Below are 13,711 nucleotides of genomic sequence, written 5' to 3'. Positions count from 1 at the left end.
TTTAAATCGAAGTAATTTAAAGAACAAACTTCTATTTTATCGCACTTTAAAGCACTTCGCTTTTAAAATTTGCACTTTGAAATAAAACTACCCCCTATAACAGCATATCCGCACAAGAAAATATAAGGATAATATCACGCTTAATATTAATCTCATTGGTGAGGAAGTATTAGGGGAAATGGAGAGCTCTTTTAGGCTTAAAAAATACGAAGAAGCCATTAAATCAAACTCTATCACTTATATTTCTATCAAAATTACAACTATTTTTTCACAAATTAATATTATAGATTTTGAATACTCTAAAAAAGAAGCTACAAAAAGGCTTGATTATCTTTACTCTCTAGCCTTACAAGAAGAAAAGAGGCAAAATCAACCTAAGTTTATCAATCTTGATATGGAGGAATTTAGAGATCTTGAGCTCACTATAGAATCTTTTATGGAAAGCATTGCTAAATTTGATATTTATGCAGGAATTGTCTTGCAAGCTTATATCCCAGATTCTTATCATTATCTCAAAAAACTTTTTGCATTCTCTAAAGAGAGAGTATTAAAAGGTAAAAAGCCTATTAAAATCCGCTTTGTTAAAGGTGCAAATATGGAGAGCGAAGAGACTATTGCTTCACAAAAAGGATGGGAGCTACCTACATTTAATAACAAAATAGACACCGATAGCAATTACAATAAAATGCTAGATTTTATCCTGCAAGGGGATAATTATAAATATATCCATATTGGTATTGCAAGCCATAATATTTTTGAAATTGCGTATGCCTATACAAGAATCACTCACGCTAATGCACTTCCCTCTTTTACCTTTGAAATGCTAGAGGGGATGAGTCTGCAATGCTCTTATGAGCTCTCAAAAATCCATAATTTAATCCTCTATGCACCCGTGTGTGAAGAATCACACTTCAATAATGCCATTGCGTATTTAGTGAGGCGATTAGATGAAAACACTAGTGAAGAAAACTTTATGCGGTATTTTTTCAATCTAGTAGTTAATGATAAAAACTGGAATACCCAAAAAGAAATTTTCTTAAAATCTCTAGCAGGTATCCCAACGCTTAATAATGATTCAAGACGCAAACAAGATAGAAACAAAGAACAAATTGCTAAAAGCTCTTATACTTCTAATAGCTTCACTAATGAAAGCGACACAGATTTTATTCTCTCACAAAATAGACAATGGGCAAAAAAGATTGCAAAAAAATACCAAAACCTTGAAAATTATGAAGCATATCCGGTTATAGGGGAATACAATATCAATAAAGAATCCTTAGCTTCAAAAAGCATAAAAGATAAAATCCATCAAAAAGAAATTGGTAAAGTCTATTTAGCAAGAGAAAAAGAAATTAAACAAGCTCTTGAAGTAGCAAAAAATTCTAATTTCAAACAAAAAAGCTTTGAAGATATTCATAAAATTTTGGCACAAACTGCCCAAATTTTACGCGAAAGAAGAGGCGATTTAATAGGATTAGCCGCTTTAGAAGTGGGTAAAACCTTTATTGAAATTGACGCTGAAGTAAGCGAAGCCATAGATTTCTTAGAATTTTACCCTCACTCCCTAAAAGAGCTTCAAGTCCAAAACCCAAAAACTACCTTTACCCCTAAGGGCATAGGCGTAAGTATCGCTCCTTGGAATTTTCCTATTGGTATTTCTGTGGGCACTATTGCAGCACCACTAGCAGCAGGGAATGTTGTTATCTATAAACCCTCTTCCCTCTCAACCCTTACAGGCTATATGTTAGCACAATGTTTTTATGATAGTGGCATTCCAAAAGACGCTCTTATTTTTCTCCCCTCTAATGGCAGTGATATTTCTACCCATCTCTTAAAAGATTCCGCTATTAATTTTGCTATTTTAACAGGTGGAGAAGAAACCGCTTATGCTATGCTAGAATCAAATCCTACTTTATTACTTAGTGCAGAAACAGGGGGTAAAAATGCCACCATCGTATCCAAGTTTGCTGATAGGGATAGTGCGATAAAAAACATTATCCACTCGGCTTTTTCTAATTCTGGACAAAAATGTTCTGCTACTTCTTTACTAATTTTAGAAGAAGAGGTTTATGAGGATGAAAACTTTAAAAACACCCTTGTTGATGCAACAAGTTCTTTGAGAGTAGGCTCTCCCTTTGAATTTAAAAACAAACTTGGAGCATTAGCAGATAAACCTAACGCCAAAGTCCTTAAAGCCCTTGAGGAATTAGCACCCTATGAAGAATGGGCTTTAAAGCCAACATTTATTGAGGATAATCCCCATTTAATGACCACGGGTATTAAATATGGCACAAAAGCGGGAGATTTTACGCATTGCAATGAGTTATTTGCACCCATTTTAAGTGTTATAAAGGCTAAAGATTTGAAAGAAGCCATTGAAATTGCAAATTCTACGGGCTATGGTTTAACCGCTGGTTTTGAAAGCCTAGATGAAAGAGAATGGGATTTTTTCCACACTCATATACAAGCAGGGAATATTTATATCAATAAACCCACCACAGGAGCCATAGTGCTTCGCCAACCCTTTGGTGGGATTAAAAAATCCGCCATTGGGTATGGGAGAAAAGTAGGATTTTACAACTATATTACACAATTTTTAAACATTACTCAAACACAAGCCGATAATAACTTAGAACAAAACTTAATCTCTACAGCACTACAAAATCTAAATTTAGAGCTTTCAAAAGATGATAAAGAATATTTAAGCACATTAAACCTTATGGCACAATCTTATACTTATCATTTACACAATGAATTTGAAAAAGCAAAAGATTATGTCAATATTAGGGGTGAAGATAATCTCTTTTCTTATACAAAGATTGCAAATATGGCTTATCGTGTAAGTCAAAATGATACCCTAAAAGATATTTTAGGAAGCATTCTTGGGGCATCATTACTAGAGATTCCACTTTTAGTTAGCTTTGAAAAGCACAGCAAAATAACCCTAGCTCAAGAAATTTGCCAAAAGCTAGGAATGAAAGTAGGATTTGTAAAAGAAAATCAACAAGATTTTATCCATAAAATCCCGACTTTTGAAAGAATAAGGTATTTTCAAACCCCAAATCCCAAAGACCCCATTTATCAAGAATGTGCTAAAGGTGCAAAAATCATCATTAGAGAAAAGCCTTCATTAAATGGTCGTTTTGAATGGCTTTATTACCATAATGAAAAATCCTTAAGCATATCCTATCATCGCTATGGAAATCTAGGGATTCGTGCTTTAAAAAATTTCAAGGAGAGCTTATGATAAATATTAACACCGAAATTACCATTATGTTTGTGGCTTATTCTGCCTTAATGCTTTTTATTGGGTTTTATTTTTATAAGAAAAATAAAAATGCAGAAGATTATTTTCTAGGCGGACGTTCTATTGGTCCTGTTGTATCCGCTCTTAGTGCTGGAGCTTCAGATATGAGCGGTTGGCTGTTAATGGGCTTACCGGGTGCTTTATATATTAGCGGATTTATAGAGGCTTATATTGCTATTGGCTTAACCATTGGTGCGGCACTTAATTGGATTTTTATTGCAAAGAGACTTAGAATTTATACAAGTGTAATTGCAGATTCTATTACAATTCCTGATTATTTTGAAACGCGTTTTGATGATGATAAGCATATTTTAAGAATCCTCTGTGCTATTGTTATTTTAATCTTCTTTACCCTTTATATTTCATCTGGGCTTGTATCAGGCGCAAAACTCTTTGAAAGCACTTTTGGGATTGAATATGGCTATGCTTTAACTATAGGAACCTTAATTATTGTGTTATATACCTTTTTGGGGGGTTATAAAGCAGTGTGCTGGACGGATATGATTCAAGGTTTTTTAATGTTGTGTGCTTTAATCATAGTCCCTATTGTTATGCTCTCCCATTTAGGAGGCTATAAAGAGGCATTACAATACATTAAAGCTTCCGATAACGCCAATAAACAAATTTTACAAATCCAAAATATAATCCCTAATATGCTACAAAATTTAGATTCTAAAGAGTCTAAAGAGCAAATCTTGTTACTCATACAATCCTTAAAAGATTCTAATGATAGGGCAATTAGTGATAAAAATATAAAAGGAGACTATAAAAAAGAATCTATTCTTACTCTATTTGATAACAACACAAAAAAACACTATTTTCCAAAAGAATTAGCCCTTAAATTAGAGCAAAGTTTGCAAAACAATGATAAAGAAAGCCTTAAAATGCTTCTGCAAGGTATTACAAAAATCACTTTTGAAGTTAAAGAAAGATTAGCTTGGTTTGAAGGTGTTTCTTTGGTAGGTGTTATATCAGCTCTTGCTTGGGGATTAGGGTATTTTGGGCAACCCCATATTTTAGTGCGATTTATGTCTATCCGCTCCACTAAAGATATACCAACAGCTACTATTATTGGGATTTCTTGGATGGTGCTTTGCCTAATTGGTTCTTGTTTAATAGGGATACTAGGCATTGCTTATATTAATAAATTTGACCTCTCTTTAAGTGACCCTGAAAAAATTTTTATTGTAATGTCCCAACTCCTCTTTAATCCTTGGATTGCTGGTATTTTACTAAGTGCCATTTTAGCAGCGATTATGAGCACAGCTAGTTCGCAACTTCTTGTTTCTAGCTCGACCCTTGCTGAGGATTTTTATAAAAGAATCTTCCAACAAGACGCCTCTAGCCAAATGGTTTTAAACTTAGGAAAAATAGGGGTTTTACTCGTAGCTTGTATTGCCTTTTTTATCTCTACAGATAGAAATTCTAGTGTTTTTAGCATTGTAACCTATGCTTGGGCAGGGTTTGGGGCAAGTTTTGGTTCTGTTATGCTTTTTTCTCTATTTTGGAGTAGAATGACAAGAGTTGGGGCAATTGCTGGTATGCTAACAGGAACAATCGTAGTAGTAGGTTGGAAAAACTTTATGGCTCAATATGGCATTTATGAGATTATTCCGGGATTTTTTGGTGCCTCTATCGCTATTATCATCGGAAGCCTACTCACAAATGTGCGTCCTGGCACAAAGAGTGCTTATGAAACAATGCTTAAACATTTATAATCTCTCTAGGGGGTGTCCCTTTTACCCCCAATCTTAATTGTAAATTCCTTAAATTGCAAAAGGCTAGTTTTCACTTGCCTTATGAAAATACCACTTGTTAGCATTAAAATCGATCCTAGAAATCAAGACAACCCATATCTAAACCAATATAGTGAATTATTTTTAATAGAATCTAGCAAGATTTTCAAGATTCATCCAATTTAGTCTCTTTTAAAGAATTAAAAATTTATGCTTATGCCACTTTGCAAGGTAATAGTATTTGTATTATTAATCATCTTATGAATATGTGTTTGGACAAAAAAATCCCACTGCTTATAGAGATTAAATCCTACAAATGCGCTCCATTTTTGCTTCCAACCTCTTTGATTTTTAATATCCACATAATAATCATAACTCCCTATAAGCCTTGCACTTTTAAAACGCATCACAATGCCCGCACGCATATCAAGAAATGCGTTATGCTCTTTTTCATAATCATATCCCAAAAGGGGCATAACATAAACACTCATATCGCCTATATAACTACCAATCCCGCCTCCAACAGACATATTTGGCTTCAATCGTGTATGCCTTTGCTCTTGCAGTGGATTCTTAAAACTTATATTTAAATATTTTGATAAACTCTGTGTCCGATAAAAATCAAGTATTGAGGAGAGATGTAACAACTCAACTTCGCGTATAAAAACTTGGTTATTCTTAAGGTTAAAAGCCACATCAACACTAGCAAGTCGCGATTCTATAAGCTCACGATAAGCATTATTGACATTTCGCATATCCGAATAAATCGGTGCAAAATAAGCATTCAATAAAGAATCCCCGCTACTATATGTGTATCCCAACATTGCTTTAGCACTTTTACGAGTTTGAAAATATCGTTATAGCCGTATTTATCGACAAATTTTTGCTTGTTTTTAGGAGATTGTGTTTCAACCTTTACTATCTTTCCTGCATTTTGAAGTGATTGGATATATTCTACGGGTGTCTGATAAGGCTTACTTTGCTCTGTAAAGAATGACTCATTGGCGACTCTTAAAATGTTTTTTAGTGCATCATTACAATTATGATCAATAAAAGAATAATCAATACTTTTATCTCTAAGTTCCCATAAATGAGCGGCGATTAACTGCTTTTCTTTAGAATCTAAATCTAATGTAAATCTCCAAATTGTCCTTTCTTCATTTTGGAGATATTCAAAATCTATATTATCCAAAGGCGATAGAGAATAAACGCCATTGAGTTTGCCTATTATTGCCCTTATATAAGAAATGGGATTAATGCCTAAATCTGCATCGGCAAAGAAGCTAATCCCATAAGATAAATAATCCCCCTTTTTAAAATCTAGCACATTACCTTCTGAGAATACTTTATGAAAATCTTGTTTTGCTTCGCCTTGTAATGTGAGATAAATATGCCCCATTGCAGAACCCGGATAAATATCACTCTCTGTTGCATAAGTCAATCCTACATCATCAAAAGGAACAATTTGCATAAACTCCATAAAGGAATCACATCGTATCAATTTTATGCCTTTTTTAATCTCTGGAATAAACTGCGATAGGAACATTGCTCTTGCAGGATAGCGACAAAATGTGGATTCTTCTCCCTCTTTTGCTAAACTTGCATCTTCAAGCATAGTATTAATCGTCACTAAAAGCTCATTTTGTGCGTTTTTAGAACCATCACTAGAGAGAAAAAAGCCTGATTTTTGATTGATTAATGACTCCTTGCCCCGAAAATGTAGCAAAGATAGCCATTGTTGAGATGTAGAGAGTGATTGTATTAAAGGTTTTGATTCAAGGTGAGAATCTAAACCAAAAGTAGGTATTAAAATAACAGCACAGACTATTATGATACGCAATAAAATCCTCATTACAAAGATTTAATTGCAATATGTCTTTTTAACAGGAACTACAAAATTAGGGTTAGTATAAGTCCACATACTACCTGTTACAGCATCAATAACCGAGCCGGTTGTACCACCCGTTAAAATATTTCCCCAAAACCATCCACTTAAACTATCTTTTCCCTCGATTCTAAGTTGTGTATCTTCATAGCACGGATTATCAACTTTTAAAATCTTTATCGTAGCCCCTTTGGAACGAGATATTTTCATATCATAAACAGGTAAATCTACCTTATTTCCATTAATATCTGCTACAACAGACTCTCCATTGCTTGTAGTTATGGATATTTTTTGTTTTGGCTGGTTTGAAATAGTCGCACACCCCCCTAAAACCACTCCTAAAATTACTCCAAATACTAAAACCTTTTTCATTATGACTCCTTTTAAAATATTTTAAGCAAAAATTATATCTTAAATTTTCTCTAACAAGCAAATCTTTAAATCCTCTAATCTTTTTGATTACCCAAACGAACGAGGATTCCTGCCTCTCTAATATTAAGAACTAGGCATTCCAACTAGTAATAGAATCTTTTTCACACTTTTTAATTAATAAAATAAAACTTTGCTTATACCATAAAAGGCTCTAAAAGACTCTTTTAATGCCTATCTTAGAAAATCCCTATAAATTGCTTGACCAATTTGGCTTTTAGCAAAGGCAATGAAATGATTATTTTTAATACTAGACTTATTATATTCTAAAGGTTTTTTTGTTTGTTTATCAATAATCACCCCTCCACTCTCTTGCAAAATAATATCACAAGCTGCCATATCCCATTCGCTCGTGCCATTAAAGCGAGGATAAATATCCGCCTCTCCTTTAGCAAGCGTACAAACCTTTAAAGAAGAGCCACATTTATAAGCCTTTAAATCATATTTTTTAAGAAACTCTAAAGTCTCTTGTGTGCTATGAAACATAGAATCACAAGCGATAAGCTGTGAATCTTGTATTTTTCGCTCTCCATTAAGCTTTTGCTTATGCTCTTTTAGCCATTGTAAGGTAGGGTTACTCCGCTTTAACAAAACACTATCAAAACTAAAAGCTCCTAAACCTTGCAAAGCTATATAAAGCTCATTAAAGCAAGGAGCATACACAACGCCTAAAATCGGACGCTTTTTGTAAATTAAGGCGATATTAATCGTCCAGCCTCCATTTTGTGCTATAAAATCCTTTGTCCCATCAAGCGGGTCAATGAGCCAATAATATTCTAAACTTTTACGTTCCTCATAATCCAAAACTGCCTCTTCAGAGCAAATCTTATAAGGAGCAATAAGGGCTAAATGCTCTAAAATATAAGCATTAGATTCTAAATCTGCTTGTGTAAGGGGTGAAGAATCTTCTTTTAAGGTATATTCCCTACCCCCATAATACCTTAACGCTATCTCTCCAGCCTTTAGTGCAATTAAAGCACTTCGATAAAGTAAAGTTTGCATTAAATCTTTATCTCCAAATCACTTTTAAAATCAATCTCACACCAATTTCCATAAATCTCAACAGGCTCTGCATTATGAAAATTATCGATTAATGCTTGTAAAAAACTTGTCATATACATATTGTCAAAATCCTTTCCCTCATAAGTAGCTTTTCTATCTAAAGTATCATAAAAGCTTAAAACTTCAGGCAAAAACCCATAAGAAAACTTAAAAAGCCCGATATACTGCCCCTCAATCTCTTCATAACTAAACGCCTTTTTCCCAAGTTCAACAATTTTCCCATTTACAATTTTTAAGGTTTCTGCATCCTCTAAAGGATTGCTAAATCGTTGCTCCCAAAGCCTCCTCCATTGCTTATCAATCACAACACTAAGAGGGGCATTAGCACTTTGAAGCTTACAAACACTCTCTTTAAAATACACGATATCCGCATAAGAGACAATCAAATCCTCTTTTTCTTTAATACAAGATTCTATCCACTCCCTAGCACAAAAAAGTGTTTTAACCATATTACTTGTATTAAAGCTAGGATTATAATAAATATCCTTAATAGCAAAATTGCTTTGAAGATAAGTGCTTAAAACCTCAAATAAATATCCTCCAACAACCGCTATTTTTGAAATTCCAGCCTCCCTTAAAGCGGTAATTTCATAATCAAGTATTTTTCTACCTTGATACTCCACCATACACTTCGGATTATGTTGTGTTAAAGGCATAAGCCTTGAACCAAATCCAGCAGCTAGAATAAGGGCTTTCATGTTTTTCCTTTCAAAATATCCTCTATGGATTCTAAAATATAATTTTCGGATTTGCCGATGTTAAACACAATCTCTTCTCTAAAATTTTCAATCTTTAAACGCATTTTAGAGAAATCACAAGTTTCTATTTGACTCTTTAATTCCTTTAATCTCCTAGCATATCCCCCCCCCCCCGCAGACATAAGGGATATATTTTTCAAGATTAGAATTGGTTTTATGGGGTTTATAAAAAAAGGAAGGTTTAAGAGTCGTTAAAGCAAAAGTATAAGCACTGCTAGAATAATCACTTAGCACAAAATCACTAAAATTATAAAACCCACTCCCTAATGCCTCATCAAAGCTTACCCTCTCCTCATTCCTCCAATTCTCTTTGATAAGCTGATAATATCCGTGATTAGCATAGACATTCAAAGGATGTGCGCGATAAGATATTTGGTAATGGGTATTTTCTAATAACCATTCCACCAAATTATTTTCATAACCTATAAAGAGATTCACATAAACATTATTACTCTCATCCACATAACGCAAGAACGGTGCATAAGTAATAGTATTTAAGAGTGTTTCGTGATATTCCTCTAAAGATTTATCAAATTTAGGGTAACCTGCATTTAAGATTTTCGCACCTTTTTTATGCTTCTTATAAGCATGTGTTGTAATGCTTATAGGAGAGAGGATATAATCAACAACAAGAGGATTCCCGGTAGCCTCTATGAGACTATGAGGAAAATAAATGCGTTTAGCACTCTTACTCAAAAACTCCCTATCAATCCTACCCTCCTCATATCCGACTTGATCAGCTGTTAAAATCAAATCAATATTAGGAATCTCTGCATTTAAATAATAAATCTCTCCATTTTCAACAAGCCTCCAAGGAAACAAAACATTCGCATTTCCGCTGCTTTCAAACTCATCATTTAAGATTCTATCTACGATAGTAATCACATTGTAATCTTGCTTTAATTTTTTAATTAAATCCCCAAAATGTTTGCGATAAGTAGGGTAATAGGCAATCACTAAAATATTTTTTCTCTCATTACTCAAATAGGATTGAATCTTAGAGGTAGTTTGAGAGATAAAGGCGTTAATTTGCTCTTGTATATTCATAAGAAATCCCTCTGTAAAAAGCTCTCTATCTCTCTTGTCTTAGCTTTAAAATCTAAAGTTTTGCAAATATCTTTTAAGTCTTTCAAACTAAAAGCAAAATAAGCACAATCTTGCAAAAGTTTATAAAATTTATCTTGATTAAAACTAATCCCGGTAATACCACTTAAAAACACAATGCTTGGTTTAGCAAAACTCAAAGAATATTCAAAAATACGATTGCTAAAATCACTCACTAAATACATCCGTATCTTTTGCCTTTTGCATTTGGTTAATGTGGGAAATAGGACAACCCTCAAGAGATTCTAAGATTGTTGTATGATAAGTCTTTGGCACCTGTGTATGTGGGAGATAGAGAACTTCGCCTTTATCCCCGACAATCTCGCATAATCTCTCTAAAACCCCAATTTCAAACCCACAAACCACATTTGTATGCAAATCATCCATAGAACCCCTAAAACTTGGTGCATAAACTACTTTCATATCTCCCCTTTAAAAGAATCTTTCCATTGATAAAAAGTATTATCCCCATCCATTCCTCCTTTACGCTCTATATGCCACATTATACCATAGAGGTGCAATCTCCTATGCCTAAAAGATTCTATGCTCTCATCCTCTGCTAGGCTTAAAGCCTCTAATTCCTCCCCTAACACCCTAATCCCATAATTATGAAAGGAATTAACCCAAAACTGCCGCTTAGTGCTAATTTCTGTAATATTATGCTCCCCTATATGGCAAAGCACCTTTTGCAAATGCGAATGAAAATAACTAGCAATCATCTGTGCCCCACGACAAATACCCAAAAGTGGAATATTATATTGCATACAAACTTCAATAATCTTACGCTCATAAATATCACGCATTTGACAAAGAGGATTTTGGTTAAGCATAGATAAATCATTCCCCCCACTTAAAATCACCGCTTTTATAGAGGGAATATATCGACAAAAATCTATGTTGTAATCTAGAGGTAGGGGTAAATACCCCAATAAATACTTATTAAAAAACTCCCCCCACTCTAAACTCAAAGCCTCCCTTATTTCAACATAATCGGTATTTTCAAGTAAGCGTTGAGAGATCCCTATAAAAGACATAAAATCTGCCCACTTTGACAATCTAAGGTCAATTTCTTACTTTGTAAGTATTGATTAAAAGCCTCTTCCCCTACCCCAATAGCTGCGGGTAATCCAATCTCTGATGCCCGAATTGCCATATGAGAATTAGCCCCACCATAACAAGTAATAAACCCCGCAATCTCTTTAGCAAATAAATAATCATATCCGGGATCTGCGGCATAAATAAGCACGATTTTCCCCTTTATATCCTTTTGCTTTTCTAAAGCGACAAAGGCGGTAATACTTTTTTGGGTAATGAAATTTGCCACCGCTCCACTACTAAAAAAACTAAAAATTTCCTCATCATTACAAAGCAAGGAAGGAAGCTTAAGGGCTTGAGTAATCTTATATTCCTCCTTATGCCGCTCTATCTCATCTAAAAATCTCTCTCTTGGATTCTTAGAATAAAGCGAGGAATATAGAGATAAAATATTTTTTATATCTAAATGTGCTATATCCTCCTTACTAATCCCATAATACTCCCCAAGCTCTCCAATATACACTAGCACAAGGGATAATAATTTAGTAAATTCAAATTTCGCATATTCCCTACCTTCAATAGCCAAACGCAAAAACTTCAAAAACTCCTCTGCATTAACTTCCAAACCATTTTCACAAAGCATATTATCAAGCTCTTTTTTCTGCTTATCATTCAAGCAAAATGTCTCTTCAATCACACTTTGTTTTTCAACTTGCACCTTTAAAACATCATTAAAATAATCCAAAAAAGCTTCATCATAACGTGGAGAGAGGATATTATAAGTCCCCGCCCTTAAATGCCCAAACTCTCTTAAAAACTCTTCTTTATTGGTTTCATTAAGATTCTTTGTGGCTTCACTTAATTGCTTACTTACACTCTTTAAAGAGTTTAAAAAACTCTCCTTTAAAGCAGGGGTAAAAATTCCAATCTCTACCAAAGAATTTAGCATAGATACCGCTACAAATCCCGCTCTAGCAACTCCAGCAAAAGGAAGCGTCCCATACCTCTTACACTCCTCAATAAGCCAATAAATCTTATCAATAAGTGGCAAAGAAGATTCTTTTATTTCCTCATAATAAGCCTTTAATCGTTTAATTTTTTTAATATCTTTTAAATAAAGTCCTTTTTTGTGCTTAATAATAGAATTTGTAAGCTCTAAAAGGGAAAATTCCAACCTTTTAATTTCATTTTCATTAAACCCAAAGTCAAGTAATTTTTGAAGTTTTTTAGGGGTATTAAGATCATAACAAGAAAAAACAACACCAAATTCTATTTTATCGTGCAAATGGGGGCTTGTTGTTAAAGATTGCAAATAATAATCTACAAGCTTTTTAGTAATTTTTTTATCTAAACTTTTAGGAATAAAGGAATTAAAAGATAACCGCACATCAATATAAGGAATACCCAAAAAAGAGTGCATTAGAGGATGAGAGCGGAGATTTAGATAACCATAATTATCCCTTTGATAAGCCCAAATATTATCGGTAATAATTTCTTTATACAAACTCAAAGCTAATCGTTTAGGTCTAAGCCCAATAATTTCAGCGGGATTCCAATCAGGCATAACGCCAAAAATAGCCCTCTCTCCATAAACATCAAGAGCAGGTTTTTGTAGATTTATAAAACGTTTTTGAAGTCGTTTTAAAGCTTCTAAAGGAACAAATTCATAGAGGTTAATTTTATCTTTCATCACAAGCGGACGCACTTGCAGACAATAAAGCTTATCCTCTTTAGTCATAGCAAATTCAACATCCAAATAATTGCATTCAAACAAAGATTCAAGCTCTAAAATCAAAGCGATAATTTTTTGCATTTGTGGATTCTTGCACTCTACAAAACGATAATGAAAAAAACTTACTACCTCTTTAGAAGTGCCATCAGTAATACCACTGCTAGAGCCACTTTTGTCATATTGCAAGCAAAAATAAGGCGAAAAATTTTCTTTATCGACACTAAACCCCACTCCACAAAGTGTAATACTCTTAAGCATAGGTTGAATGAGGATCTCATCCTCATCATTAGGCATAGAATCCGCTACTTCATCTAAAGCCTTAAGCAAAGAAGATTCTTCATTTTTGATATTTGCAAGACTTAAAAAAGCCCCCGCATTAGAACATTCTTGACTATCCTCATTACAAGAAGAACTCCTTATGATAACATATTCACTCCCTAAAGATTGTATTGCTAAAAGAGCCTTTTGCCTATCTTTAGCTTTAGTAATAACTAAGGGCAAAATTTCCGCACTCTTTAAAAGAGGCTTTAGCTGCTTAAGATTCTGTGCTTTAGAAAGAAATTTTAACGCCATTACTATCCTTTAACTTTTGTTAATCTTTAAGGAATTTAATCACTAAGACTGCATACAAATTTAAGTGCAAATTATACCGAAATTCTCTAA

General features: G+C 33.8%; 12 protein-coding genes and 1 pseudogene. 2 read left to right on the top strand and 11 right to left on the bottom strand.

Annotated features, from left to right (window positions below; genetic code table 11):
- Positions 1-103 precede the first annotated feature (103 nt).
- Positions 104-3,247 (top strand): annotated as a pseudogene (locus LS72_RS05355) (bifunctional proline dehydrogenase/L-glutamate gamma-semialdehyde dehydrogenase); the annotation flags it as partial.
- Positions 3,244-5,025 (top strand): sodium:solute symporter family transporter, encoded by a 1,782-nt coding sequence (locus tag LS72_RS05350; RefSeq protein WP_034554817.1) that lies wholly within the window; start codon positions 3,244-3,246, stop codon positions 5,023-5,025. The pseudogene LS72_RS05355 and the gene LS72_RS05350, both read left to right, overlap by 4 nt.
- 218 nt (positions 5,026-5,243) lie before the next feature.
- On the opposite strand, the gene LS72_RS05345 is transcribed toward LS72_RS05350, so the two are convergent.
- The 11 genes from LS72_RS05345 to LS72_RS05300 all read right to left on the bottom strand — a co-directional run bounded on the left by LS72_RS05345 (position 5,244) and on the right by LS72_RS05300 (position 13,621).
- Positions 5,244-5,831: a hypothetical protein gene (locus LS72_RS05345; protein ID WP_034554818.1), complete on the bottom strand. Its 588-nt coding sequence runs from the start codon at positions 5,829-5,831 to the stop codon at positions 5,244-5,246.
- Positions 5,828-6,895 (bottom strand): lipoprotein N-acyltransferase Lnb domain-containing protein, encoded by a 1,068-nt coding sequence (locus tag LS72_RS05340; protein ID WP_084590195.1) that lies wholly within the window; start codon positions 6,893-6,895, stop codon positions 5,828-5,830. The genes LS72_RS05345 and LS72_RS05340 overlap by 4 nt, the downstream gene beginning before the upstream one ends.
- A gap of 9 nt (positions 6,896-6,904) precedes the next feature.
- Positions 6,905-7,300: a hypothetical protein gene (locus LS72_RS05335; RefSeq protein WP_034554820.1), complete on the bottom strand. Its 396-nt coding sequence runs from the start codon at positions 7,298-7,300 to the stop codon at positions 6,905-6,907.
- A 231-nt stretch (positions 7,301-7,531) separates the two neighbouring features.
- Positions 7,532-8,359, bottom strand: a complete 828-nt coding sequence (locus LS72_RS05330) for a 3'(2'),5'-bisphosphate nucleotidase CysQ family protein (RefSeq protein WP_034554821.1) — start codon at positions 8,357-8,359, stop codon at positions 7,532-7,534.
- Positions 8,359-9,117: a phosphocholine cytidylyltransferase family protein gene (locus LS72_RS05325; RefSeq protein WP_034554822.1), complete on the bottom strand. Its 759-nt coding sequence runs from the start codon at positions 9,115-9,117 to the stop codon at positions 8,359-8,361. The genes LS72_RS05330 and LS72_RS05325 overlap by 1 nt, the downstream gene beginning before the upstream one ends.
- Positions 9,114-9,299, bottom strand: a complete 186-nt coding sequence (locus tag LS72_RS11380; protein ID WP_034554823.1) for a hypothetical protein — start codon at positions 9,297-9,299, stop codon at positions 9,114-9,116. The genes LS72_RS05325 and LS72_RS11380 overlap by 4 nt, the downstream gene beginning before the upstream one ends.
- The gene (locus LS72_RS05320) at positions 9,271-10,224 is read right to left on the bottom strand and encodes a CDP-glycerol glycerophosphotransferase family protein (protein WP_034554847.1); all 954 of its coding nucleotides are present in this window, start codon (positions 10,222-10,224) and stop codon (positions 9,271-9,273) included. Before LS72_RS05320 ends, LS72_RS11380 begins: the two co-directional genes overlap by 29 nt.
- The gene (locus LS72_RS05315; protein ID WP_034554848.1) at positions 10,221-10,466 is read right to left on the bottom strand and encodes a hypothetical protein; all 246 of its coding nucleotides are present in this window, start codon (positions 10,464-10,466) and stop codon (positions 10,221-10,223) included. The genes LS72_RS05320 and LS72_RS05315 overlap by 4 nt, the downstream gene beginning before the upstream one ends.
- A complete protein-coding gene (locus LS72_RS05310; protein WP_034554849.1) occupies positions 10,450-10,704 on the bottom strand; it encodes a hypothetical protein in 255 nt (84 codons plus the stop codon). The genes LS72_RS05315 and LS72_RS05310 overlap by 17 nt, the downstream gene beginning before the upstream one ends.
- On the bottom strand, positions 10,701-11,315 hold the full coding sequence (locus LS72_RS05305; protein ID WP_034554850.1) for a gamma-glutamyl-CDP-amidate hydrolase: 615 nt from the start codon (positions 11,313-11,315) through the stop codon (positions 10,701-10,703). Before LS72_RS05305 ends, LS72_RS05310 begins: the two co-directional genes overlap by 4 nt.
- Positions 11,303-13,621 carry a PEP-utilizing enzyme gene (locus LS72_RS05300; protein ID WP_034554851.1) on the bottom strand — a complete coding sequence of 773 codons (2,319 nt, stop codon included), beginning with the start codon at positions 13,619-13,621 and terminating at the stop codon, positions 11,303-11,305. The genes LS72_RS05305 and LS72_RS05300 overlap by 13 nt, the downstream gene beginning before the upstream one ends.
- Between the last annotated feature and the right edge of the window lie 90 nt (positions 13,622-13,711).

The sequence above is a fragment of the Helicobacter apodemus genome, from assembly GCF_000765745.2.
Lineage (GTDB): Bacteria > Campylobacterota > Campylobacteria > Campylobacterales > Helicobacteraceae > Helicobacter_D > Helicobacter_D apodemus.
This window is presented reverse-complemented; position numbering and strand designations above follow the sequence as displayed.

Excerpts from the sequence above, each read along its gene's own strand:
- LS72_RS05320 (WP_034554847.1), bottom strand. The coding sequence starts at position 10,224 with ATGAATATACAAGAGCAAATTAACGCCTTTATCTCTCAAACTACCTCT.
- LS72_RS05310 (WP_034554849.1), bottom strand. The coding sequence starts at position 10,704 with ATGAAAGTAGTTTATGCACCAAGTTTTAGGGGTTCTATGGATGATTTG.
- LS72_RS11380 (WP_034554823.1), bottom strand. The coding sequence starts at position 9,299 with ATGTCTGCGGGGGGGGGGGGATATGCTAGGAGATTAAAGGAATTAAAG.
- LS72_RS05340 (WP_084590195.1), bottom strand. The coding sequence starts at position 6,895 with ATGAGGATTTTATTGCGTATCATAATAGTCTGTGCTGTTATTTTAATA.
- LS72_RS05330 (WP_034554821.1), bottom strand. The coding sequence starts at position 8,359 with ATGCAAACTTTACTTTATCGAAGTGCTTTAATTGCACTAAAGGCTGGA.
- LS72_RS05350 (WP_034554817.1), top strand. The coding sequence starts at position 3,244 with ATGATAAATATTAACACCGAAATTACCATTATGTTTGTGGCTTATTCT.
- LS72_RS05315 (WP_034554848.1), bottom strand. The coding sequence starts at position 10,466 with ATGTATTTAGTGAGTGATTTTAGCAATCGTATTTTTGAATATTCTTTG.
- LS72_RS05300 (WP_034554851.1), bottom strand. The coding sequence starts at position 13,621 with ATGGCGTTAAAATTTCTTTCTAAAGCACAGAATCTTAAGCAGCTAAAG.
- LS72_RS05305 (WP_034554850.1), bottom strand. The coding sequence starts at position 11,315 with ATGTCTTTTATAGGGATCTCTCAACGCTTACTTGAAAATACCGATTAT.
- LS72_RS05325 (WP_034554822.1), bottom strand. The coding sequence starts at position 9,117 with ATGAAAGCCCTTATTCTAGCTGCTGGATTTGGTTCAAGGCTTATGCCT.
- LS72_RS05335 (WP_034554820.1), bottom strand. The coding sequence starts at position 7,300 with ATGAAAAAGGTTTTAGTATTTGGAGTAATTTTAGGAGTGGTTTTAGGG.